Annotated in this window: 21 protein-coding genes, 2 tRNA genes and 1 other RNA gene; 15 read left to right on the forward strand and 9 right to left on the reverse strand. The window is 70.7% G+C overall.

What is annotated here, in order from left to right:
- Window positions 1–128: 128 nt before the first annotated feature.
- On the reverse strand, window positions 129–284 hold the full coding sequence (locus tag ACRAKI_RS04855; protein WP_015098458.1) for a DUF5679 domain-containing protein: 156 nt from the start codon (window positions 282–284) through the stop codon (window positions 129–131).
- Between the two features lie 204 nt (window positions 285–488).
- Here ACRAKI_RS04855 and ACRAKI_RS04860 point away from each other — a divergent pair, with 204 nt between their 5' ends.
- The gene (locus ACRAKI_RS04860; protein ID WP_447005849.1) at window positions 489–1016 is read left to right on the forward strand and encodes a M48 metallopeptidase family protein; all 528 of its coding nucleotides are present in this window, start codon (window positions 489–491) and stop codon (window positions 1014–1016) included.
- A 126-nt stretch (window positions 1017–1142) separates the two neighbouring features.
- Here ACRAKI_RS04860 and ACRAKI_RS04865 read toward each other — a convergent pair whose 3' ends face one another.
- On the reverse strand, window positions 1143–2498 hold the full coding sequence (locus ACRAKI_RS04865) for a zinc-dependent metalloprotease (RefSeq protein WP_447005850.1): 1356 nt from the start codon (window positions 2496–2498) through the stop codon (window positions 1143–1145).
- Window positions 2499–2607: 109 nt separating this feature from the next.
- Here ACRAKI_RS04865 and ACRAKI_RS04870 point away from each other — a divergent pair, with 109 nt between their 5' ends.
- On the forward strand, window positions 2608–3690 hold the full coding sequence (locus ACRAKI_RS04870) for a YlbL family protein (protein WP_447005851.1): 1083 nt from the start codon (window positions 2608–2610) through the stop codon (window positions 3688–3690).
- Here the strand turns inward: ACRAKI_RS04870 and ACRAKI_RS04875 are convergent.
- A complete protein-coding gene (locus ACRAKI_RS04875; RefSeq protein ID WP_447005852.1) occupies window positions 3687–4229 on the reverse strand; it encodes a PPA1309 family protein in 543 nt (180 codons plus the stop codon). The genes ACRAKI_RS04870 and ACRAKI_RS04875 overlap by 4 nt on opposite strands.
- A gap of 128 nt (window positions 4230–4357) precedes the next feature.
- Here ACRAKI_RS04875 and ACRAKI_RS04880 point away from each other — a divergent pair, with 128 nt between their 5' ends.
- The 3 genes from ACRAKI_RS04880 to ACRAKI_RS04890 all read left to right on the forward strand — a co-directional run bounded on the left by ACRAKI_RS04880 (window position 4358) and on the right by ACRAKI_RS04890 (window position 7804).
- Entirely contained in the window at window positions 4358–7351 is a 2994-nt protein-coding gene (locus ACRAKI_RS04880; RefSeq protein ID WP_447005853.1) for a UPF0182 family protein, read from the forward strand.
- 94 nt (window positions 7352–7445) lie between these two features.
- Window positions 7446–7519, forward strand: a tRNA-Met gene (locus ACRAKI_RS04885).
- Window positions 7520–7730: 211 nt separating this feature from the next.
- A tRNA-Met gene (locus ACRAKI_RS04890) sits at window positions 7731–7804 on the forward strand.
- Between the two features lie 53 nt (window positions 7805–7857).
- On the opposite strand, the gene ACRAKI_RS04895 is transcribed toward ACRAKI_RS04890, so the two are convergent.
- Window positions 7858–8055 carry a hypothetical protein gene (locus tag ACRAKI_RS04895; RefSeq protein ID WP_053717392.1) on the reverse strand — a complete coding sequence of 66 codons (198 nt, stop codon included), beginning with the start codon at window positions 8053–8055 and terminating at the stop codon, window positions 7858–7860.
- Window positions 8056–8447: 392 nt separating this feature from the next.
- Between ACRAKI_RS04895 and ACRAKI_RS04900 the strand changes: the two genes are divergently transcribed.
- The 6 genes from ACRAKI_RS04900 to ACRAKI_RS04925 all read left to right on the forward strand — a co-directional run bounded on the left by ACRAKI_RS04900 (window position 8448) and on the right by ACRAKI_RS04925 (window position 13235).
- Window positions 8448–8948 (forward strand): PadR family transcriptional regulator, encoded by a 501-nt coding sequence (locus ACRAKI_RS04900; RefSeq protein WP_447005854.1) that lies wholly within the window; start codon window positions 8448–8450, stop codon window positions 8946–8948.
- 51 nt (window positions 8949–8999) lie between these two features.
- A complete protein-coding gene (gene prfB, locus ACRAKI_RS04905) occupies window positions 9000–10100 on the forward strand; it encodes a peptide chain release factor 2 (protein ID WP_447005855.1) in 1101 nt (366 codons plus the stop codon).
- A gap of 89 nt (window positions 10101–10189) precedes the next feature.
- On the forward strand, window positions 10190–10879 hold the full coding sequence (gene ftsE, locus ACRAKI_RS04910) for a cell division ATP-binding protein FtsE (RefSeq protein WP_033442048.1): 690 nt from the start codon (window positions 10190–10192) through the stop codon (window positions 10877–10879).
- Between the two features lie 53 nt (window positions 10880–10932).
- Window positions 10933–11835, forward strand: coding sequence for a permease-like cell division protein FtsX (ftsX, locus tag ACRAKI_RS04915; RefSeq protein WP_447005856.1), 903 nt, complete (start codon window positions 10933–10935; stop codon window positions 11833–11835).
- A 72-nt stretch (window positions 11836–11907) separates the two neighbouring features.
- Entirely contained in the window at window positions 11908–12384 is a 477-nt protein-coding gene (smpB, locus tag ACRAKI_RS04920; protein WP_033442046.1) for an SsrA-binding protein SmpB, read from the forward strand.
- The gene (locus ACRAKI_RS04925) at window positions 12381–13235 is read left to right on the forward strand and encodes an amidohydrolase family protein (RefSeq protein ID WP_447008334.1); all 855 of its coding nucleotides are present in this window, start codon (window positions 12381–12383) and stop codon (window positions 13233–13235) included. The genes smpB and ACRAKI_RS04925 overlap by 4 nt, the downstream gene beginning before the upstream one ends.
- On the opposite strand, the gene ACRAKI_RS04930 is transcribed toward ACRAKI_RS04925, so the two are convergent.
- Complete coding sequence (locus ACRAKI_RS04930) at window positions 13222–13866, reverse strand: response regulator (RefSeq protein ID WP_447005857.1); 645 nt, start codon at window positions 13864–13866, stop codon at window positions 13222–13224. The two genes, ACRAKI_RS04925 and ACRAKI_RS04930, sit on opposite strands and share 14 nt — an antisense overlap.
- A complete protein-coding gene (locus tag ACRAKI_RS04935) occupies window positions 13854–15101 on the reverse strand; it encodes a sensor histidine kinase (protein WP_447005858.1) in 1248 nt (415 codons plus the stop codon). Before ACRAKI_RS04935 ends, ACRAKI_RS04930 begins: the two co-directional genes overlap by 13 nt.
- Window positions 15102–15266: 165 nt before the next feature.
- On the opposite strand from ACRAKI_RS04935, the gene ssrA reads away from it, so the two are divergent.
- Window positions 15267–15639: a transfer-messenger RNA gene (ssrA, locus tag ACRAKI_RS04940) on the forward strand.
- A 131-nt stretch (window positions 15640–15770) separates the two neighbouring features.
- Here the strand turns inward: ssrA and ACRAKI_RS04945 are convergent.
- Genes ACRAKI_RS04945 through hrpB form a run of 3 tightly spaced genes read right to left on the reverse strand, consistent with a single transcriptional unit; the run spans window position 15771 to window position 19222 of the window.
- Window positions 15771–16382, reverse strand: coding sequence for an alpha/beta fold hydrolase (locus ACRAKI_RS04945; protein WP_447005859.1), 612 nt, complete (start codon window positions 16380–16382; stop codon window positions 15771–15773).
- Window positions 16379–16804: a hypothetical protein gene (locus tag ACRAKI_RS04950; protein WP_447005860.1), complete on the reverse strand. Its 426-nt coding sequence runs from the start codon at window positions 16802–16804 to the stop codon at window positions 16379–16381. Before ACRAKI_RS04950 ends, ACRAKI_RS04945 begins: the two co-directional genes overlap by 4 nt.
- Before the next feature lie 54 nt (window positions 16805–16858).
- Complete coding sequence (hrpB, locus tag ACRAKI_RS04955) at window positions 16859–19222, reverse strand: ATP-dependent helicase HrpB (RefSeq protein ID WP_447005861.1); 2364 nt, start codon at window positions 19220–19222, stop codon at window positions 16859–16861.
- Between the two features lie 22 nt (window positions 19223–19244).
- Between hrpB and ACRAKI_RS04960 the strand changes: the two genes are divergently transcribed.
- The 3 genes from ACRAKI_RS04960 (at window position 19245) to ACRAKI_RS04970 (ending at window position 22540) form a co-directional block, all read left to right on the forward strand.
- Window positions 19245–20345 (forward strand): glycosyltransferase, encoded by a 1101-nt coding sequence (locus ACRAKI_RS04960; RefSeq protein ID WP_447005862.1) that lies wholly within the window; start codon window positions 19245–19247, stop codon window positions 20343–20345.
- 4 nt (window positions 20346–20349) lie between these two features.
- Entirely contained in the window at window positions 20350–21171 is an 822-nt protein-coding gene (locus tag ACRAKI_RS04965) for a GNAT family N-acetyltransferase (protein ID WP_447005863.1), read from the forward strand.
- Between the two features lie 79 nt (window positions 21172–21250).
- Window positions 21251–22540, forward strand: coding sequence for an MFS transporter (locus tag ACRAKI_RS04970; protein WP_447008335.1), 1290 nt, complete (start codon window positions 21251–21253; stop codon window positions 22538–22540).
- Window positions 22541–22573 lie beyond the last annotated feature (33 nt).

Raw genomic sequence — 22573 nt, forward strand, 5'->3', positions numbered from 1 at the left:
ACCGGCAGCCTGCCCACAGTCGGCGGTATGGCAAAACGCCTGTCCACAGGCTTACCGGTTGTCCACAGAAGACACGAAGGGCCTTGACGGGCGGCCGGGCGTCCGCAGCCCGGCCGCCCGTCGGGGGGTCAGACCTTCGCCTTGCCGAGGATCCGGGTCACCGTGGTTCCGCAGACCGGGCACTTGCCCTTGGCCATCCTGCGGTTGTTGCTCTCGTGCACCTCGCCCGTGAAGTCCCGCTTCTCACGGCACTTGACGCAGTAGCCGTTGTAGGTCTCGGCCACGGCTTCCTCCCTTGTTTCGAGAGTCCGGCGCGATTTGCGCCACACTCGGGGGTTGCGCTGCACGCTACCTCCGCAAACCCCGGTCCGCTGCACGCCGCGTCCAGCGTGTCCAGCCGCCTTTCGGCGGAATCTGCTGGGCCGTCCCTCCACACGCCGCCGCTTGGCCGCCGCGGATTGTCGGTCCCTGGCCTTACCGTGAACGCCATGCCCGAACCGCAGGTGGAGGTGCGGCGCAGCGCCCGGCGCCGTCGCATGGTGAGCGCGTACCGCGAAGGGGACACGGTCGTCGTCCTGCTGCCGGCCCGTATGACCAAGAGCGAGGAGAAGCACTGGGTCGCGGAGATGCTGAGCCGCCTCCAGCGCAGCGAGACCCGCAGGCGTTCGCCGACGCGCACGTCCGACGCGGCGTTGCTGGCCCGGTGCGAGGAGCTGGCGGACCGCTACCTGAACGGCGTGCGGCCCAGCAGCGTGCGGTGGGTGCCGCCGATGCGGACGCGGTGGGCGTCGTGCACGCCGAGCGAGGGCACGATCCGGATCAGCGAACGCCTGCGGGACGTGCCCGCTTGGGTGCTCGACTACGTGCTGGTGCACGAGCTGGCGCACCTCGAGGTGCCCGGCCACGGCAAGGACTTCTGGCTGCTCGTGCACCGGTACCCGAAGTCCGAACGGGCCATGGGGTACCTGGAGGGCATCTCGGCCGCGGCGGGCCTGGGCATCACCGCGGAGGACTAGCGGCACCGCGGGAACACCCCGCGGAGCCGCTGCGGCCAGGACCCGTGCCCACCGGTCGGCCCACCGCGCCTGAGCGCGCGACTCGCGGTGTCCGACTGGAGGACTCGCGGGTGCTGGGTGCGAGGGTCAGGCGTCCTTGTCCTTGTCCTTGTCCTTGTCGTCGGTCGAGGGCTCGTCCGGCTGGTCGGACTGGTTCTCGGGCTTCTCGCGGAGGGTGCGCTCCAGCTCGGCCATCGGGTCCTCCAACGCCTTGCGCGTGTGGCCGAACCGCTCGGCGAACTCCATCGGGTCGTCCAGGTCCTCCGCCGTGGGCACGAGGTCGGGGTGGTCCCAGACGCTGTCGCGCTGCTCCATCCCGTGCTGGTCGGTCAGCAGCTTCCACAGCGCCGCCGCCGACCGGTGCCGGCGCGGACGCAGCTCCAGGCCGACCAGCGTGGCGAACGTCTGCTCCGCCGGGCCACCGGACGCCCGCCGCCTGCGCAGCGTCTCGCGCAGCGCCTCGGCGCCGGGCAGCCGCTCGCCGACCGCCTCGTTCACCACCACGTCCACCCAGCCCTCGACCAGGGCCAGCAACGTCTCCAGGCGGGTCAGCGCGGCCTTCTGCTCAGGCGTGGTCTGGGGTTCGAGCATCCCGGACTTCATCGCTTCTTCGATGCTCGCCGGGTTCGACGGGTCGATCTGACCGGCCAGGCTCTCCAGCGCGGACGTGTCGACGGTGATGCCGCGGGCGAACTCCTCGACCGTGTCCAGCAGCCGCTGCCGCAACCACGGCACGTGGCTGAACAGCCGCTGGTGCGCCGCCTCGCGGGCGGCCAGGAAGACCAGGACCTCGCTGGCCGGCCGCTCCAGGCCCTCGGTGAACTTCTCGATGTTCTCCGGCAGCAGGGCCGCCGTGCCCTCGGGCCCCAGCGGCAGCCCGACGTCGGTCGACGTCAGCACCTCGGCGCCGAGCTGCGCCAACGCGCCACCCAGCTGGGAGCCGAACGCCATGCCGCCCATCTGCCCGAGCATCGACAGCAGCGGGCCGGCGGCCTCCTTGGCCTCGGCGGGCATCGCCTCGACCCACGCGCCGGACACGCGCTGCGCCACCGGGTCGCACAGCCGCTGCCACGTCGGCAGCGTGCGCTCCACCCAGTCGCGCGCGCTCCAGCCCTGGGCCGTGCGCGCGCCCGCGGGCAGCGCCGTCACCGGGTCGAGCCACATCTCCGCCAGGTGCACGGCGTCGGCCACCGCGCGGTTCTGGTCGGGGCCGAACCCGGTGGTCGAGCCGCCCCTGCCGGCGAGCTGCTGCAGCGCGATCTGCTTCGCCAAGTCGTAGTTGACCGGCCCGGACGACGTGCCCGCATTGCTGAACATCGCACCGAGCTGGCTCAGCATCGCGCCGAGCTGGTTGAAGTCCAGGGGGTTGTCCCCTTGGTCACCTGGTTTGCGGTTGCGGTCGTCGGGGTCCTGCGGGCCGAACCCGAAGGGCTGGTCACTCATGCCTCCACGGTACGCGGGACACCGCCGGGAGGCGGAGCCGACAAACCGAATACCGGCGTGCGGGACCGGTTCGCCGGTAGCTGAACCCGGGGGTCGTACCCTGTCGGGCGTGACCGAAGGCACCGACACCGTCGTGGACCAGGCACCGACACCGCACGCGCCCCGGCGCGGCCTGACCCGGCGGACGTGGACCCTCGTGGTCAGCCTCTTGGTCGTGCTGGCGCTCGGGCTCCTCGGCGGGTTCGCCCGGGTGCCCTACGTCGCGCTCGGGCCTGGACCGACCTACGACACGTTGGGCCAGGTCAACGGCGGTGACGTGGTGTCGGTCGAGGGGCAGGAGACGTTCCCGACCGGCGGTCGGCTCACGATGACGACCGTGTCGCTCACCGACGACGTGTCGCTGTTCGGCGCTCTCGGCCTGTGGATCAGCGGCCGGTACGCGCTCGCGCCGCGGGAGGAGTTCTTCCGGCCCGGCGAGTCCGAGCAGGAGGTCCGCGACCAGAACGTGAAGGCGTTCCAGGACTCGCAGACCAGCGCCGAGGTCGCCGCGCTGCGCTACCTCGACTACCCGATGAAGGTCGTCGCCGCCGAGATCACCGAGGGCAGCGCCGCGGACGACGTGCTGGAGCCGAACGACCGGCTGCTGGAGGTCAACGGCAAGCCGATCTCCAGCGCGGAGGACGTGCGGCCCGCGCTGGAGAACTCCAAGCCGGGCGACCAGGTCACGCTGACGTTCCAGCGCGACTCCGAGCGCAAGACCGCCACCGTCACCCTCGGCCGGACCGAAGGCCGCGAGAACGGCTTCCTCGGCGTGCTGCCGCTGGACCGCGCGGACGTGCCGTTCGAGATCAAGATCAGCCTGAGCGACGTCGGCGGCCCGTCCGCGGGCCTGCTATTCGCGTTGTCGATCGTCGACAAGCTCACCCCCGGCGAGCTGAACGGTGGCAAGTCCGTCGCGGGCACCGGCGAGATCAACGACAACGGCGAGGTCGGCCGCATCGGCGGCATCGGGTTCAAGATGGTCGCCGCCCGCGAGGACGGCGCCACCGTGTTCCTCGTGCCCGCCGGCAACTGCGACGAGGCCAGGCAGCACGCCCCTGAGGGCCTGCGCCTGGTCAAGGTCGAGAAGCTGGACGACGCGGTGACGTCCCTCGAATCGCTCAGCAAGGGCGGCGAAGCGCCCAGCTGCTAGGCGCGCAGGGTTTCCAGCAGGGCGTGGGTGAGGTTCGGGGCCAGTTCGGGGTGCTCCACGACTTCCTCGGGCACCTCCACGCTGCCCCGCAGCCGCAGCACGCACGCCGCCGAGCCGTCCCGCAGCACCGCCGCCACCAGCCTGGCCTCACGGCGCTGGGGGTGCTCGGCGGCGAACCGGCGGGCCTCCTCGTCGTCCAGCTCCTCGGCGGTCAGCTGGGCCTCCGCGTCCGGCGGCAGCACGACGATCTCCTGCGACAGCGCGCACCCGTGCACCAGGTCCGGCCACACGATCCCGGCCAGCGCCAGGTCCAGCTCGGAGTCCGGCAGCGAGTCCTGGGCGATCGGTGTCAGCGGTGACGCGTCCGGATCGAGCTGGCCCGCCAGCTCCGGCTGCCGCACCAGCAGCTCCGACGTCGGGACCAGCGCGAACAGCTGCATCGGCTGGTTCCACCCGGCGGTGGACACGAACTCCTCGACCTCGCGGGCGACAGCGGGCAGCACCACGGGCGGCGTTTCACTGGCTGACACGTGCGCCATCGTCGCATCACCACCGGCCGAGCGGGCAATCAGCTCCTAACGGAAGACCGGGCGGGGAACCCTGAGCGGCCTCCGTAGAGTTGGACAGAACGTACGAACGCCACTACCGCGATCCAGGAGCGTGCCCCGTGGCCACACGGCCCCCGGTCGGACTGCCCAGTCTGTCCCGTCGCAGCCGCATTCTGCTCATCGTCGGTGCGGTGGTCCTGGCCGGTCTGATCACCGGCTCAAGGCTGCTCGGCACCTACGTCAACTGGCTCTGGTTCGGTGAGGTCGGCTTCCGCAGCGTCTACGCCACGGTGTTGGGCACCCGGTTCGGGTTGTTCTTCGTCGCGGGACTGCTGGTGGGCGGCCTCCTCGCCATCAACCTCATCATCGCCTACCGATCCCGGCCGGTCTTCGTGCCGGTGTCCGGGCCGGACGACCCGGTGGCCCGCTACCGCGCCGTCGTCGGCAAGCGGATGAAGCTGTTCGCGATCGGCCTGCCGGTCCTCATCGGCCTCATCGCCGGCACGTCGGCGCAGGCCGACTGGCAGGTGCTGCAGCTGTTCCTCAACGCCACCGAGTTCGGCGTGAACGACCCCGAGTTCGGCCTCGACATCGGCTTCTACGCCTTCCAGCTGCCGTTCTACACGTGGATCATGTCGTGGCTGTTCATCGCCACGGCGGTCTCGTTCGTCGGCGCGGTGGTGGCGCACTACCTGTTCGGCGGCATCCGGCTGGCCGGCCGCGGCGGGCAGCTCTCCGGGCCCTCGCGCACCCACCTGGCGATCGTGGCCGGCGTGTTCATCCTGCTCAAGGCGGTCGCGTACTTCCTCGACCGGTACACGCTGCTGTTCTCCGACCGCAACGCCAAGTTCAACGGCGCGAGCTACACCGACCTCAACGCGGTGCTGCCCGCCAAGCTGATCCTGCTGTTCATCGCGGTCTTCTGCGCCATCGCGTTCTTCGCGGGCGCGGTGCTGCGGAACCTCCAGCTGCCGGCGATCGCGACGGTGCTGCTGGTGCTGTCGAGCATCCTGGTCGGCGCGGCGTGGCCCGCGGTGCTGGAGCAGTTCTCGGTGAAGCCCAACGCCATCGAGAAGGAAGCCGAACCGATCGACCGGAGCATCCAGGCCACCCGGCAAGCGTTCGGGTTGACCGAGGACAAGGTCGAGAGCAAGCCGTACGCGGGCAAGCAGAACGTCTCACTGGAGGAGCTGAAGAACGACCAGGCGACGCTGGGCAACGTCCGGCTGCTCGACCCGGCGGTCATCTCCAAGACGTTCACCCAGTTCCAGCAGCTGCGGCCGTTCTACGGGTTCCCGGACAAGCTGGACGTCGACCGGTACAAGGTGAACGGCCAGCTCCAGGACTACATCGTCGCGGTCCGCGAGCTGAACACCGCCGGCATCCCGGCGGGCCAGCGTGACTGGATCAACGAGCACCTCATCTACACCCACGGCAACGGCATGGTGTTCGCCGAGGCCAGCAGGGTGAACTCGCCCGCGAACGAGGGTGTCGACGGCGGCAACGGCGGCTACCCGGTGTTCGAGGTGGCCCAGGTGGGTCAGGACGGCAAGGTCCAGCCCGGCCCGTTCGGGGTGGAGCAGCCGCGCACCTACTTCGGCGAGATGGGGACCAAGGCCGACTACGCCATCGTCGGCGGCCGCGGTGAGGGCGCGCCCGGCGAGTACGACACCGACAACTCGTCGTACACCTACGACGGCGAGGGCGGTGTGCGCATCGGCGGGCTGTTCAACAAGCTCGTCTTCGCCGCCGCCTACGGCGAGCGGAACATCCTGTTCAACTCGGCCGTCGACGAGGAGTCGCGGATCATCTTCAACCGCAACCCGCGCGACCGCGTCGAGACCGTGGCGCCGTGGCTGACCGTGGACACCGACCCGTACCCGGCCGTCGTGGACGGGCGCATCACGTGGATCGTGGACGGCTACACCACGCTCGACAACTACCCGTACTCGCGCCGCACCGCGCTGGGCGACGCGACGAACGACTCGCTGCCGGGTGTCGCGCAGCAGCCGAACCGGGAGATCAGCTACATCCGGAACTCGGTGAAGGCCACTGTGGACGCCTACGACGGCACGGTGACGCTGTACGAGATGGACCAGCAGGACCCCGTGCTGAAGGCGTGGATGGGTGTCTTCCCGGGCACGGTGACGGCGAACAGCGAGATGTCGCAGTCGCTGCGGGAGCACCTGCGCTACCCGGAGGACCTGTTCAAGGTCCAGCGCGAGATGCTGTCGCAGTACCACGTGGACAACCCGCGTGACTTCTACTCGGGCGTCTCGTTCTGGGACGTGCCGTCCGACCCGACCGTCGACAACGCCACGACCGTCGAGGCGCAGCAGCAGAGCATCCAGCAGCAGCGGGACCGGCAGCCGCCGTTCTACGTGCTGGCGGGTGACCCGACCGGTGACGCGAACAAGGTGAGCTTCCAGCTGACCAGCGCGCTGGTGCGGTTGAACCGCGAGTTCATGGCGTCGTACGTGACGGTCAGGTCAGACCCCGACAACTACGGCAAGATGAGCGTGCTGACGCTGGACAACGAGGTCAAGGGTCCGCAGCAGATCCAGACCACGTTCCTCACCAACGGCGAGGTCAGCGGTGAGCTGAACCTGCTCGCCCAGCGGCAGACGAAGGTCGTCTACGGCAACCTGCTGACCCTGCCGGTCGGCGGCGGCCTGCTCTACGTCGAGCCGATCTACATCGAGCGGGCCAGCCAGAACACCCAGTTCCCGCAGCTGTTCAAGGTGCTGGTCAGCTTCGGCGACAAGGTGGGCTACGCGCCCACGCTGAGCCAGGCGCTGGAGGAAGTGCTGACCGGCGCCGCGGCCCAGGTGCCCGGTGAGGACAACACCGGGCAGCCGCCGACGTCCACGCCGACCTCGCCGCCGGACACCCCGCCGGCCGACGGCCAGCAGGGCACGGAGCTGGAGCAGGCCGTGAAGGACATCCAGACGGCCCTGGCGCGGGTGAAGGCGGCGCAGGCGAGCGGTGACTTCGCCGAGCTGGGCAGCGCGTACAAGGCGCTGGACGAGGCGACCAAGCGGTTCAACTCGGCCGGTGACGGCTCCACGCAGCCACCGTCGTCGGTCCAGCCGTCGCCCACACCGACCGGCTGACCTGCACTGGTATTGCGATCGGGTGGCCCGGGACACGTCCCGGGCCACCCGATTTGCATTCCGGTCAACCCCCGGCGTAATGTTGTCCTCACAGCGCGGGGTGGAGCAGCTCGGTAGCTCGCTGGGCTCATAACCCAGAGGTCGCAGGTTCAAATCCTGTCCCCGCTACAAAGTGGAAAGCCCTGTTCGCGGATTGCGCGAACAGGGCTTTTTCGCATTTGTACCGGAGATTCCGATCCTCGGGCCTCGGGTAGGCGGGCTCCGTCCCTCGCGGCTCCGACCAGGGGTTGTGCTCTCGGGCCCACGGTGACCTGCGCGAACGGGGTTGGGGGACCCCGGTGAAACGGGGTTTCCAGGGCGTGTATAGTTGTCCTTACAGCGCGGGGTGGAGCAGCTCGGTAGCTCGCTGGGCTCATAACCCAGAGGTCGCAGGTTCAAATCCTGTCCCCGCTACTACGTGAAAGGCCCCCGGATTCCGATCCGGGGGCCTTTTGCGCGTCCGCTGCTCAGGTCATGTTCTCGGCCCAGTACTGGGCGCAGGTGAGTGAGCACACCCGGCCTTCGCCGCTGACCGTGCGGTGCCTGCGGATCTGCTTGCCGCACACCATGCACTCGTCCTTCCCCGCCTGCTCGGGGATCGTGCCGGACGCCCACGCGCGGGCGTTGCGGACCACCTTGGTCCCCGTCGTCCATTTGATGCCCACAGCTGACCTCCCAGTCGAACATGCCAGTCGAACGACAACCCGCCGTAATGGTCCCACCACCCGACGTGTTTGCCAGGTCGCGGACGCGACATCACCGGGTTGTGCTATCGGTCGGGGACCTCGTTGGGGCGTGCCGGACGCTCCGCGTGACACCGCGCTGCCGTTCGAGTGAACGCAAAAGTGCGGTTCCCGTTGTGGGTCAATGAATTTCCACCCGGCGTGGACAGCCGCGGTCAAGGGGCCGAACGCGTGGTGTTGATCAGCGGGCGGTTACGCAGCGGTGCTTGTCGTTGCTCCGCATGGCCCAACTCCGCTAGCCCGTGATCAGCCACAGTGGACAGAACGGCTGACCATTGTGGACAGCGACCGGTGAGCGTGGCACGGTTGGTGGTGTGTCGGACCTGAATGCGACGGCGGCTGCCCTGCTCGGGCTGCTGCACGACGGACCCAAGACCGGTGGCCAACTCGTGGCTGAGGCCGGAGAGCGCTTCGGCGCGTTCTTCAGCGTCACCCGCAGCCAGGTCTACCGCGAGCTGCCCGCGCTGGCGGATGCGGGCCTGCTGCGCCTCGGCAAGCAGGGCCCGCGTTCCAGCCAGCAGTACGTGCTCACGGCGGCGGGCAAGAAGGCCTTCAAGAACTGGCTGCTCTCCGAGCCGGGGCCGGACCACCTGCGCAGCCCGCTGATCCTGCGGCTGGTGCACGCGGGCTCCCTGACCGTGAAACAGCGGCAGGGACTCGTGGACGCCGCCCGCGCGAGCTACGGCGCCGAACAGGAGGCAGCGAAGACGGCCGTGAAGACCGCCGAGGACGCCTACGCCAAGGCGGTCGCCGAATTCGGCCTGGCCCACGCCAAGGCCGTGCTGAAACTGCTCGACGCCATCCCCACGGCCTGAAGCGCGCGCACCGGTCGCGCTCCGCGACCGGTGCCGGCGTAATCTTTGGACGTGAACCCCGACGTCGAAGCAGACATCAAGGACCTCTCCGCCACGCTTTCGAGCATCGAGGCGGTGATGGACCTCGATTCGCTGCGCGCCCAGGTCGCGGACCTGGAAGAGGCGGCGGCCCGGCCCGACCTGTGGGACGACCAGGAGCAGGCGCAGAAGGTCACCAGCCAGCTCTCGCACAAGCAGGGCGAGCTGCGGCGCATCACGACCCTGCGGGAACGCCTCGACGACCTGTCGATCATGTACGAGCTGGCCGAGGACGAGGGCGACGAGGGCAGCCTCGCCGAGGCGGACACCGAGCGCGCCAAGCTGCGTGACGAGATCTCCTCCCTGGAGGTCCGCACGCTGCTGTCCGGCGAGTACGACGAGCGCGACGCGCTGGTCACCATCCGGGCCGAGGCGGGCGGCATCGACGCGGCGGACTTCGCCGAGATGCTGCTGCGGATGTACTCGCGCTGGGCCGAGCGCCACGGCTACGGCGTCGACGTGTTCGACACGTCCTACGCCGAAGAGGCGGGCATCAAGTCCGCGACATTCCGCATCTCCGCCCCGTACGCCTACGGCACGCTCAGCGTCGAACAGGGCACGCACCGCCTGGTGCGCATCTCGCCGTTCGACAACCAGGGCCGTCGGCAGACGTCGTTCGCGGGCGTCGAGGTCGTGCCGGTGGTCGAGCAGACCGACCACGTCGACATCGACGAGAAGGAACTGAGGGTCGACGTCTACCGCTCGTCCGGCCCCGGCGGCCAGGGCGTCAACACGACCGACTCGGCGGTGCGCCTGACGCACATCCCGACCGGCATCGTGGTCTCCTGCCAGAACGAGCGCTCCCAGCTGCAGAACAAGGCCACCGCGATGGCCGTGCTCCAGGCGAAGCTGCTGGAGCGGCAGCGCCAGGAGGAGCAGGCCCGGATGGACGCCCTCAAGGACACCGGGTCGAGCTGGGGCAACCAGATGCGGTCGTACGTGCTGCACCCGTACCAGATGGTGAAGGACCTGCGCACGGAACACGAGGTCGGCAACCCGTCCGCGGTGCTCGACGGCGAGATCGACGACTTCCTGGAGGCCGGCATCCGCTGGCGCAAGCAGCGCCAGTCCTGATCGGTCAAGCTGTCGTCAAGCCGCCGTCCGGCTGCGGGAGCCAGGGCGAGACGGAGGCTTTACCCACGCCGCGAGTACACTCGCCCCTCGTGATTCGCCTCGAACACGTGTCCAAGGTCTACAAGAGCTCCGCACGCCCCGCGCTCGACAACGTCTCCGTCGAGATGGGCAAGGGCGAGTTCGTGTTCCTCATCGGGCCTTCCGGTTCCGGGAAGTCCACGTTCCTGCGGCTCCTGCTGCGGGAGGAAGTGCCCAGCAAGGGCCGCGTGTACGTGTCGAACTTCGACGTGGCCAAGATGTCCCGGCGCAGGGTCCCCCGCCTGCGCCAGTCCATCGGCTGCGTGTTCCAGGACTTCCGGCTGCTGGCCAACAAGACCGTGGCGGAGAACGTCGCGTTCGCGTTGGAGGTCATCGGCAAGCCGCGCAACACCATCGTCAAGGTGGTGCCCGAGGTGCTCCAACTGGTCGGCCTCGACGGCAAGGCGGACCGGATGCCGCACGAGCTGTCCGGTGGTGAGCAGCAGCGGGTGGCGATCGCCCGCGCGTTCGTCAACCGGCCGCTGGTGCTGCTCGCCGACGAGCCGACCGGGAACCTGGACCCCGACACCAGCCAGGACATCATGTTGCTGCTGGAGCGGATCAACCGCACCGGCACGACGGTGCTGATGGCCACCCACGACCACTCCATCGTCGACTCCATGCGCCGCCGGGTGGTCGAGCTGGACAACGGCCGGATCATCCGCGACGACGCGCGGGGTGTTTACGGCGTGGGCCGCTGAGCCCGAGGCCGACGGACCCCCTCATCCCCCGACCCTGAGGAACGTTCCCCCCGATGCGTACCAGCTTCGTGTTCAGCGAGGTCGTCACCGGCCTGCGCCGGAACGTCACGATGACCATCGCGATGATCCTCACGACCGCGATCTCCCTCTTCCTGCTCGGTGTCGGCCTGCTGGTCGTCAACATGGTGGGCAAGATGCAGGACGACTACCTCGGCAAGCTCGAGGTGGCGGTCCACCTCACCAACGACATCAGCGCCAACGACAAGGACTGCACGCAGCAGCCCTGCGCCGGCCTGCGCACGCAGCTGGAGAGCACGTCCGGCGTCGAATCGGTCGTCTACGACAACCGCGACAAGGGCTACGAGCGGTTCAAGAAGGTCTTCGAGTCGCAGCCGGAGCTGGCCAAGCTGGCCCGCCCGGAGGCCATCCCGGCCATGTTCCGGGTGAAGCTGGTGGACGCCGAGCGGTCCGACGTGATCGTGCAGGCGTTCAGCGACAAGGCCGGCGTGAAGAAGGTCGACGACCAGCGCCAGGACCTGGACCGGCTGTTCGGCTTCCTCAACGGCGTGCGTGACGCGGCGCTGGCGCTGGCGCTGCTCCAGGCGTTCGCGGCCTTGATGCTGATCTCCAACACCATCCAGGTGTCGGCGTTCACCAGGCGCACGGAGGTCGGCATCATGCGGCTGGTGGGCGCGACCCGCTGGTACACGCAGCTGCCGTTCCTCATCGAGGCGGTGGTCGCGGGCATCATCGGCGCGGTGCTGTCGATCGGCCTGCTCGTGGTGACCAAGCTCTTCCTGCTCAACCGGGTGCTGGGCGACCTGTTCGCGTCCAACATCATCCCGGAGGTGAGCATGATCGAGATCCTGTTCATCTCACCGATACTGGTGGGCGTCGCGATCCTGATCTCGGCGCTGACGGGCTACGTCACCCTGCGCCTCTACGTCCGCCTGTAGCCGCGGCCCGCAGCCGTGGCTGTGGCTCCGGGCAGCCGATAACCGCTGGCATGCTCACGTAAGGTTTCGGTCATGGTCAAGGAACGCGGTCAGAAGGTGATCGCGTCGAACCGCAAGGCTCGGCACGACTACACCATCCTCGACACCTTCGAAGCGGGTGTCGTGCTCGTCGGCACCGAGGTGAAGAGCCTGCGCATGGGCCGGGCGTCCCTTGTGGACGCCTTCGCCCAGGTGGACAACAACGAGATCTGGCTGCACGCGCTGCACATCCCCGAGTACGTGGCGGGCACCTGGACCAACCACGAGGTCCGGCGCAAGCGGAAGCTGCTGCTGCACCGCGGCGAGATCGAGCGGCTGATCGGCAAGACCAAGGAGAGCGGTCTGTCGCTGATCCCGCTGTCGATGTACTTCAAGGACGGCTACGTCAAGGTCGAGCTGGCGTTGGCGCGCGGCAAGAAGTCGTACGACAAGCGGCAGGACCTGGCCAAGCGGGACGCGGATCGGGAGATCCAGAAGGCGCACGGCCGGGCGTTGAAGGGGCGCTACTGAACGGCGTCCCCGGGCTCGTCGACGTGCACGTGCACTTCATGCCGCAGCGCGTGCTGGACAAGGTGTGGGCGTTCTTCGACGAGGCGTCCCGGCACTACGGCGTGGACTGGGCGATCCGGTACCGGCTGTCCGAGGAGGACCGGCTGGCGGCGCTGCGGTCGTTCGGGGTGGTCGGGTTCGCGCCCCTCGTGTACCCGCACAAGCCGGGCATGGGCGAGTGGCTGACGGACTGGGCGCTGGAGTTCGGGGCACGGGTGGACGGCGCCGTGCCGACGGCCACGCTGTACCCGGAGCCGGGCGTCGAGGCGTACGTGTCGCGGGCTCTCGCGTCCGGCGCGCGGTGCTTCAAGGCGCACGTGCAGGTCGGCGGCTACGACCCGCGTTGCCTGGACGGCGCGTGGGGGCTGCTGGCCGAGGCGCGGGTGCCGGTGGTCGTGCACTGCGGGCACGGGCCGGTCCCGGGCGCGCACACGGGGCTGGACGTGTTCGAGGACGTGCTGAGGCGGCACCCGTCGTTGGTGGCGGTGCTGGCGCACGCCGGGATGCCGGACTACGTGGAGGCGTTGGACCTGGTCGGCCGGTACGACGGGGTGCACCTGGACACCGCGATGGTCGGCGTGCCGTTCACGGAGGCGCAGGCGGCGCTGCCGCGGGACTGGGCGTCGCGGCTGGTCGACGTCGGCGATCGGGTGGTCTTGGGCTCGGACTTCCCGAACATCCCGTACGACTACTCCGTGCAGCTGGACGCGATCGAGGGCTGGGCCGCCGCCGACGACCGGCTGGGCGAGCCGTTCCTGCGGGCCGTGCTGCACGACAACGGCGCCCGGCTGCTGGGCATCAGCCCAGGTTGAGGTAGGCGAGCACGGCCCGCACGCGGCGGTGCTCCGAGGTGCTGGGTTCGAGGCCGAGCTTGGCGAAGATGTTGCCGACGTGCTTCTCCACCGCACCGTCCGACACGACCAGGGACGCGGCGATCGCGCCGTTCGACAGGCCCTCCGCCATCAGCCCCAGCACCTCCCGCTCACGCTGGGTGAGCGAGTCGACCGGGTTGCGCCGTGACCGGGCCATGAGCTGCGTGATGACCTCGTGGTCGATGCTCGTGCCGCCGTCCGCGACCCGGCGCACCGCGGCGACGAAGTCCGACACGTCGGCCACCCGCTCCTTGAGCAGGTAGCCGACGCCGTTCGCGCCGCCCGCCAGCAGCTCCACCGCGTACCGCTCCTCCACGTACTGCGAGAGCACCAGCACCGGCAGGTCGGGGATGCGCTTGCGGGCCTCGATCGCGGCGCGCAGGCCCTCGTCGGTGAACGTGGGCGGCATCCGGACGTCCACGAGGGCCAGGTCGGGCCGGTGTTCCTCGATCGCGTCGAAGAGGGCTTCGCCGTCCTCCACCGCCGCGACCGTCTCGATGCCCTCGTCGGCCAGCAGTCGCTGCACGCCCACCCGCAGGAGGACCGAGTCCTCCGCGATCACCACGCGCACGGCAGCTCCGTCCGGATCACTGTCGGCCCACCGAGCGGGCTCACCACCACGACCACGCCGTCAATCGTCGCAGCACGGTCCGCGAGCCCCGCGAGCCCACCTCCCGGACGCAACTCCGCGCCGCCGCGGCCGTTGTCCGTGACCTCGACCACCACGGAGCTCTCGGTGCGGGCCACCTTGACGTGCGCCTCGGTCGCGCCGGAGTGCTTGGCGATGTTGGTCAGCGTCTCGGCGACGGTGAAGTACGCGGCGCTCTCCACGGCTGTCGGCGGGCGCGGCTCGACGTCCACGTCCACGGTCACCGGGATCGGGCACCGCGCGGCCAGCGACGACAGGGCCGGGTCGAGGCCGCGGTCGCCGAGCACCGACGGGTAGATGCCGCGGGCCAGGTCGCGCAGTTCGGAGATGGCCAGCTTGGCGTCGGCGTGCGCCTCTTCGATCAGGTCGCGGGCGGCGTCGGGGTCGGTCTCCATCTTGCTGCGCGCCCGGCCGAGTCCCATGGCCACCGACACCAGGCGCTGCTGCGCGCCGTCGTGCAGGTCGCGCTCGATGCGCCGGCGCTCCGCCTCGGCCGCCTCCACGCCCCTGGCCCGGCTGGCGCTCAGGCGCTGGGTCTCAGCGGACAGCACGCTGTTGCGCGACGGGCCGAGCATGGCCCGTGCGAACCCCGCGTGGCCCCTGGCCATGGCCTTGAGCAGCCGGTACGCGATGACGCCGAGCAGCAGGCCGAGCAGGCTCACCGGGAGTGCCTTGGCGAACGAGTCGATCAGCCACACGGTGCCGCCGCCGAAGTCGACCTCCCACGTGGCGGGCAGCCAGTGCAGGTAGAACGGCAGGAACACGGTGCCCAGGACGGTCGACCACAGCGTCACCGTGAGCGCGAACTCGAACGCGCCCAGCGGCAGCATCAGCAGCCAGTAGGACAGGTCGCGCCACGTCGCCGGGTCCTTCACCAGGGCTTTCGCGCGTCCGGTGAGGCCGCCGGGGAGCGACCGGTAGGGCGAGGGGATGTCGACACCCAGCGTGGCCCGCAGCCACCCCCGTTCGGCGGTCGCCGCACCGCGCGCCAGGACCATGGTCAGCACGCCCAGCGGCACGCCGACCCAGATCACCGCGGTGCCGAGGCTGACCGCGCCCAGGGTCACCAGCAGGACGAACCAGAAGATCCCGGTGACCAGGTTGAGCAGGAAGTACCCGCTGATCCGGGCGATGTCCGGGTTGACCCGCGTCGTCATGTTCCCCACCTTCAGGCTGATGTACCGGACCAGCATCGCCCGTTCGGGGGGCCGGAGACCATGAGGTGCGCCGGTCAGCGGGGGGTGGGGACAGCCCTACCGGCCTAATGGGAATGAACCGGGGCGCGCGGGGCGTTATGCTGTGCGTGGCAGTACCCACGACACGGGGGTGAACGGTTTCGACTTTGTGCGTTGATTCAAGGGAAGCGTGCCGGTGCAGGCGAGAGACCACCGTAAGCGTCATCGCAAACCAATAAGCGCCGAGTCTAACGACCAGCGCGCGTTCGCCCTCGCCGCCTGAGGCTAGGAGCGACGCTGTCGGCCCGGAGGCGCCTCCGCTCCGGTCGCCGGCATCAGCTAGGAGGCTCACCGCCGTCCCCGGCCACGGGGAACGGTTGGGACACCCACAGTGGCTGGGCTCATCACGGTGACTTGTCCGCGTGATCACCGGGGCCGAGTAGAGATGTAGCGGACTGCGCACGGAGAAGCCTTGATGATGCGGCAGAGGACCCGGGTTCGATTCCCGGCACCTCCACGGCCTCGGCCGACCCATGTTCGCGGATGACGCGGACCGGGTCGGCCGTTGTGCTTCGTGGGGCTCGACCTCCACGTCCCGCCCGGAGGGCTTCCCCGGACCCCGCCCGTGTGGCTGTGTGGTGCGGTGGCGGGCTAGCGGGCGTCCAGGTAGTCCTTGACCAGGGCGGCTACCAGGGCCGGGTGTTCGGAGGCGACGGCGTGCGAGGCGTCCATGCGGACCACTTCGATGTTCGCCGGCAGGGTGGCCAGGTCCCGGAGCAGGCCTTGGTGGTACTGCTCGAAGAGGGCTTGGCCCGGCATCGGCTTGGTCGCGACGGCCAGCAGCATCGGGCATCGGACGTCGTGGAAGACCTCGAAGCAGTCGAGTTCCTGGATCGCCTGCTGGAGTTCCGGTTGGCCGAAGTCGCGGAAGACCTCGCGCAGGGCGGTGATGTCGTCGGCCACCGCGGTCGGGTCCAGGTAGCGCTGGTGTTGGGTGGGCACGCCGTGGCCGTCGATATCGATCACTGCCGGGCATTCCGGGTGCCGTCTGCCCCACAGCGCCGCGACCATGCCGCCCAGCGACATGCCGAGCACGGCAGGGTTGTCGGTGGCGTGTGGTTCGATCCGGTCCAGGACGGAGTCCCAGTCCCACGGGCCTTCGAGCGGCAGCGGGACGATGTCGTGGGCGCCGTCGAGGGCGCCGACGATCGGGTCCCAGTCCGCCGGTGAACCACCGGCGCCGTGCAGTGCCAACACCTTCATGTCGTCAACCTCGCCCTCACCGAGTCGACGGTCACGCCGCCGCCGTCCGCGTTCCGCGACAACTTCCCGCGCCGCACGAGGTCGTGGACGCCCTGCTTGGTGACGCCGAGCATCGCGCCGGCCACCGAGTACGACACCGCCCGCGCCGCCGGGTGCCCCACCCGCCGCGCCACGACCTGGCCCAGCGGTGTGCGCCACCAGCCGGCGGGCGGGTCGAACGGCGCGTCCCCCGGGTAGAGGGCGCCGACGACCCTGGCGATGGCGTGCGCGGCCGCCGCGTCGTCGTCCCCCTCCATGGCCGCCGCCAACCCGCTGGCCACCGCGCCGGCGCGGGACGGGAGGTCGCCGACGTCGTCGAAGAGGATTTCCAACGGGTCCAGCAGCCGGGTGCGGATGATCGTGCCGATCTGTTCTGCGAGCACGCGAGCACCTCCTTGACGGCTATCGTCAAGTGCTTGACGCCTGCCGTCAAGTAGCTAGCGGCGGGCGGGACGCGCGGTCATCGGGTCCTCGGGCCAGCGGTGCTTCGGGTAGCGGCCCCGCAGTTCGGACCTGACCCGCGGGTACCCGGTCCGCCAGAACGACGCCAGGTCGCCCGTCACGGCGGTCGGCCGGCCCGCGGGCGAGAGCAGGTGCAGCACGACCGGCACCCGTCCGTCGGCCAGCCGGGGCGTCTCGGTCCAGCCGAAGACCTCCTGCACCTTCACCGGCAGCACGGGCTCGGACGCCGAGTAGTCCACCCGGACGCGTGAACCCGAAGGCACTTCCAGCCGATCCGGTGCCAGTTCGTCGAACCGGGCCGCCGCCGGCCACGGCAGCAGCCGCCGGACGACCTGTTCTCCGCTGATCCGCGCCAGGTCCGCCTTCCGGCGCGCGTCACCCACGTCCACGACGGCGAGCAGCGACTCGTCGTCCACCGCCGGCCACGGATCGCCGATCACGCGGTGCAGGAAGGCCATCCGCTCCCGCGTGCGCAGGCCGTCCGCATCCCACCGGAGCAAGCCCAGACCCTCCGTGCGCAGGCCTTCCGCCAACGCCCGGCGGATCGCGTCGCGGTCGTGCAGGGGCTTGCTGGACAACGTGATGGCGCCCAGCTTGCGCAGCCGGTTCGTCACCACGTCGCCGTCCCACCGGACGTCGTCCTCCCACGCCAGGAGGGACGACGCGGCCCTCACCGCCAGCTCCTCGTCCGCCCGCACGGCCAACCTGATCCGACCGTGGGTGCGGCCCGGCTCCCGGTCCGCGATCGCCACCGCCAGCCACTCGGCGTCGGCCAGGCCACTGCCCGGCGGCAGCTCCACGGCCGTGCCACCGGCCATCAGGTACACCGGCGAGCCGGGGGAACGCCTGCGCGCCAGCCGTTCCGGATAGGCGAGAGCGACCACGAGAGCGGGGTCGGAGGCTTTCGGGGCCGGTCGGTCGTCGACCATCGCGGCCAGTCGGCGCACCTCGCGCGGGTCGGCGTCACGCACCGCCAACTCGATCCCGGAGTTCGACCGGTCGTCGTCCAGCAGGGCGACCACCGACGCCGCCTGACGCGCGCCCACGGCCGCCGCGCCGTCCAGCAGCGCCCGTGCCAACCGGGGGTGCAGGCCGAGGTCGGCCATCTTGCGGCCACGGTCGGTCGCGCTGCCCTGCTCGTCCAACGCGCCCAACGCCCGCAGCACCGAGCGGCCCGCGTCCAGCGCTCCCGGCGGCGGGGCGTCCCACCAGTTCAGGCCGGAACCGTCCGGCACGCCCCAGCAGGCCAGTTCCAGCGCCAACCGGGTCAGGTCGGCGGTCCGGATCTCCGGCTCCGGGTAGCGGGGCAGCGTGCTGTGCTCGTGCGCGGGCCAGCACCGGTAGACGCGGCCCGGCGCCTCACGGCCCGCACGTCCCGCGCGCTGGTCGGCGACGGCGGCACTGACGCGCACCGTGGCCAGGCCGGACAGCCCGCGTCGGTGGTCGACTCGGGGCACGCGCGACAGCCCCGAGTCCACCACCGCCCGCACCCCCGGCACGGTCAGGCTCGACTCGGCGATCGCGGTGGACAGCACGACCCGTCGCCGGTGGCCGGGCCGCAGGGCGTCGTCCTGCGCGGTGGTGGTGAGCCGACCGTGCAGCGGCAGCACGTCCACGTCGTCGCCGAGCAGCGCCGCGCACCGCCGGATCTCCGCCACGCCGGGCAGGAACGCCAGCACGTCACCGTCCACTTCGGACAGCGCCTGGCCGATGGCGCGGGCCACGGTGTGCTCGACCCGTTCCCGGCGCACCGCCGGGACGTGCGCGACGTCCACCGGGAACGTCCGCGCCTCCACCCTGATCACCGGCGCGTCACCGAGGAGCTGCGCCAACCGGTCGGCCGCGACGGTCGCGGAGGTGGCCAGCAGCTTCAGGTCCGGCCGCAGCCCGGCGCGCGCGTCGAGCAGCAACGCCAGCAGGAGGTCCGCGTCCAGGTGCCGTTCGTGGCACTCGTCCAGCAGCACCGTGCCGACGGCCGCCAGCTCCGGGTCGTGCTGCAACCGCCGCACCAGGAGCCCGGAGGTGACCACCTCGATGCGGGTGTTCTTCGACGTCTTCCGGTCTCCCCGCACCGAGTAGCCCACGGTCTGCCCGACCGGTTCGCCGAGCAGGCTCGCCATCCGCGCGGCGGCGGCACGCGCGGCGAGGCGGCGCGGTTCGGCCACCACGACGCGACCGTCCAGCGCCAACGGCACCAACGTCGTCTTGCCCGTTCCCGGCGGCGCGACCAGCACCGCCGAGCCGTGCGCCGTCAGCGTGTCCGCGATCTCGCCGAGCACCGGCCGGATCGGGAGGTCCGGCAGGTTCGGCAGGTCCGAGGTGAGCCAGTGTCGTCCCATAGGTGTGTGCCATTGTGGACCAATGGGGAAATGGGGTGTCCTCGGCGCGACGGTGACTCTGGCCCGCGCGGCCGTGGCGATCAAGGTCTGGCACGAGGTCACGAGGCTGCCCGCCTCGACGGTCGACGCCGGACCGGTCACGGTCGTCGTGCCCGCCCGCAACGAAGAGCGCACGATCGACCGCTGCCTCACCGGCCTGCGCAAGCAGGACTACGCGGACCTGCGGATCCTGGTCGTGGACGACGCGTCGACCGACCGCACCGCCGAGGTCGTGCGGCGGCACGCTGACGAAGACCCCAGGGTGCGGCTGGTCACCAGTTCCGGGCCGCCGTCGGGGTGGGCGGGCAAGGTGCACGCGCTGCACGTGGGCTGCGCCGACGTGGACACCGACTGGCTGCTGTTCATGGACGCCGACACCGAGGCCGCTCCCGACCTGGTCGGACGGCTGCTCGCGGGCGCGCGGCGGGACGAAGTGGACCTGGTCTCCACGTCCGGCCGCGGCACCAGGCCGAGCGCCGGGTGGTGGCTGCTGCTGCCGCCGGTGAACCAGCTGCTGTTCGAGACGACCACCGTGGACGGGCGGCGCGGGATGGCGCTGGCCGTCGGGCACTGCATCCTGGTCAGCCGTGCGGCGTACGAGCGGTCGGGTGGCTGGGCCGCGATCGCAGGCTCGCGCGCGGACGACGTCGGCTTCGCGACGCTGGTCCGCGACACCGGCGGCCGGACGCGGTACGTGGACGGGGCCGACTCGCTGACCACGTCGGGGATGGACACGTTCGGCGACATGTGGGCGTCGATGCGCAAGAGCATGGTCGCCGGCACGTCGATGTACGCGAAGGGGCCGGCCACCGCGTTCCTGTCGCTCGGGTCGACCGGGCTCGCGCACATCGCGTACGGGGCGGTGCCGGTGGTGACGGCGCTGCGCGGGTCCAAGCTCGGGATGCTGGCGTGGCTCGGCCAGTCGGCCGCCGGGTGGATCTTCCTGCGGCGCGCCCGGCAACCGCAGTCCGCCGCCGTGCTGGCGCCGTTGTCCTACGTGGTGTTCGGCGCGATGTCGTTGGAGGCGGCGTGGCACGCGTTGCGCGGCACCGCGAAGTGGAAGGGCCGGGACGTGCGAGGCTGAAGGCGTGGTCGACCCGCTGCGAGACCCGGATGATCCGGACCTGCTCGACCCGTACCGCGCCCGTGAGCTGGCCGTACTGGTGGAGGCCGCCCGGCTGGCGTCGGGCGCCGTGCGGTACGGCAAGGTGGGCCGGGTCGGCGTCGCGCAGGTCGTGGTGAACCGGGACAACCCGCTGCCCGGCGGCAACCACGCGTGCGCGGTGTACGGGTCGTCGGCCGAGGTCGCGGGCACGTTGATGCAGTTGGAGCAGACGTTCGCCGACGTGGGGCGGGCGGAGGCGGTGCTGTACGCGTCACCGACGACGGTGGCCGAGATCGAGGGCATCGCCGACGACACCGGGTGGCACGCCGTGGAGGAGGCGCTCGCCGTCGTGCACCGCGGTGAGGTGCAGCGGTCGCCGCTCGTGCGGCCGGCGCGGGACACGGACCTCGAAGGCATCGCCGAGCTGCTGGCCGACGACCTGGGCGTGGACGGTCCCCGGCTGCTGCGGCACCTCGGGCAGCGGCTGGACGACCCGCGGTGCGTGTTCGTCGTGGTCGACGACGGTCCGGCCGGCGACCGGATCGGCGGGTTCGCGTCCGGGTTCGGTGAGCGGCGGGTCGGGCTGGTGGAGCACGCGGTCGTGCGTCCGGCGCGACGTCGTCGTGGACTCGGCGGGGCGCTGGTGGGCGGTGTGGTGACGGCGTTGCGGGAGGCCGGCGCGATGCTGGTGGCGTCGCACGTGGCCGAGGGCGGTGCGGGGGAGCGGTTCGTGGAGGCCTGCGGTTTCGACGTCGGCTACCCGGTGACCGCCTATGCGCGCAGGGTCGACGAACTGCTCGATTGAGTAATTAGTTGCCGTACCGCATATCCTTAGCACAGCTAACGGAGATCGGAAGGGGCGCACAGTGCTGGGGTCCGATGCGATGGTCAAGCCCCGGCTGCCCGGCGAGGTGTGGGTGCTCGTCGTGGCGAGCTTCATCATCGCCCTCGGCTTCGGGATCGTCGCGCCCGTCCTGCCCGCGTACGCCAAGAGCTTCGACGTCGGCACGTTCGCCGTATCCGCCGTGGTCAGCTCGTTTGCCCTGGTCAGGCTGCTGTTCGCGCCGATGAGCGGTCGGCTGGTGAACCGGTTCGGCGAGACGTGGGTCTACATCGTCGGCATCCTCATCGTGGCGCTCGGCACCGGCGCGTGCGGCTTCGCCACCGCTTACTGGCAGCTCATCGTGTTCCGGTCGTTCGCGGGCATCGGGTCCACGATGTTCACCGTCGCCGCGGTCGGGCTGCTGATCCGGATCACGCCGGCGGCACTGCGCGGGCGGGCGTCCGGGCTGTGGGCCACCGGGTTCCTGCTCGGCAACATCGGCGGCCCGATCGTCGGCGCGGCGCTGGTCGAGATCTCCATCCAGGTGCCGTTCGTGACGTACGCGGTGGCGCTGGTGGTGGCCGCGCTGGTCGTCTGGTGGTACCTGCGCAAGTCCACGCTCGCCGCGTTGGACAGCTCGAACGAGAACGCGTTCATGCCGATGCGCGCGGCCGTGCGGCTGTCCGCGTACCGGGCGGCGTTGGCCTCCGGGTTCGCCAACGGCTGGGCGGTGTTCGGCGTGCGGATCTCGTTGGTGCCGCTGTTCGTGGTCGAGGCGCTGCGCAGCACACCCGCCATCGCGGGCATCTCGCTGTCGGTGTTCGCGGCCGGCAACGCCGCCGTGCTGATGATCTCCGGGAAGCTGTCCGACTCCATCGGCCGCAAGCCCGTCGCCATCGCGGGCCTCGCCGTGTCCGCGATCGGCACGGTGTGGCTCGGCTTCAGCGGCAACGTGCCGATGTTCATGGTGGCGTCGCTCGTCGCGGGCATCGGCGCGGGCCTGCTCAACCCGCCGCAGAACGCCGTCGTGGCCGACGTGATCGGCACCAAGGCCAGGGGTGGTCCGGTGCTCGCCGGGTTCCAGATGGCCGCCGACTGCGGCGCCATCATCGGCCCGCTGCTCGCCGGCGTGCTGGTGGACCAGTTCTCGTACCAGGCCGCGTTCACCCTGACGGGTGCGATGGCGGCGGTGGCGCTGGTGTTCTGGGTCTTCGCCCCCGAAACCCTGCCGCGCGACGAGGAGACGCACGTCGCGGCGGAGGTGGCCGGTGAATCGGGGTGCCTGGACGAGGGGCCCGAGGTGCCGGTCGGCGAGCGCATGGCAGGCCGTCCGCGTCAACCGGACGCGTGACCGCCCACACTCCGCTCAGGTTCCGCTCAGCAT

The organism is Saccharothrix isguenensis, assembly GCF_052936305.1.

Excerpts from the sequence above, each read along its gene's own strand:
- ACRAKI_RS04860 (WP_447005849.1), top strand. The coding sequence starts at position 489 with ATGCCCGAACCGCAGGTGGAGGTGCGGCGCAGCGCCCGGCGCCGTCGC.
- ACRAKI_RS04865 (WP_447005850.1), bottom strand. The coding sequence starts at position 2,498 with ATGAGTGACCAGCCCTTCGGGTTCGGCCCGCAGGACCCCGACGACCGC.
- ACRAKI_RS04875 (WP_447005852.1), bottom strand. The coding sequence starts at position 4,229 with ATGGCGCACGTGTCAGCCAGTGAAACGCCGCCCGTGGTGCTGCCCGCT.
- ftsX (WP_447005856.1), top strand. The coding sequence starts at position 10,933 with ATGCGTACCAGCTTCGTGTTCAGCGAGGTCGTCACCGGCCTGCGCCGG.
- smpB (WP_033442046.1), top strand. The coding sequence starts at position 11,908 with ATGGTCAAGGAACGCGGTCAGAAGGTGATCGCGTCGAACCGCAAGGCT.
- ACRAKI_RS04935 (WP_447005858.1), bottom strand. The coding sequence starts at position 15,101 with ATGACGACGCGGGTCAACCCGGACATCGCCCGGATCAGCGGGTACTTC.
- ACRAKI_RS04945 (WP_447005859.1), bottom strand. The coding sequence starts at position 16,382 with ATGAAGGTGTTGGCACTGCACGGCGCCGGTGGTTCACCGGCGGACTGG.
- hrpB (WP_447005861.1), bottom strand. The coding sequence starts at position 19,222 with ATGGGACGACACTGGCTCACCTCGGACCTGCCGAACCTGCCGGACCTC.
- ACRAKI_RS04960 (WP_447005862.1), top strand. The coding sequence starts at position 19,245 with ATGGGGAAATGGGGTGTCCTCGGCGCGACGGTGACTCTGGCCCGCGCG.
- ACRAKI_RS04970 (WP_447008335.1), top strand. The coding sequence starts at position 21,251 with ATGGTCAAGCCCCGGCTGCCCGGCGAGGTGTGGGTGCTCGTCGTGGCG.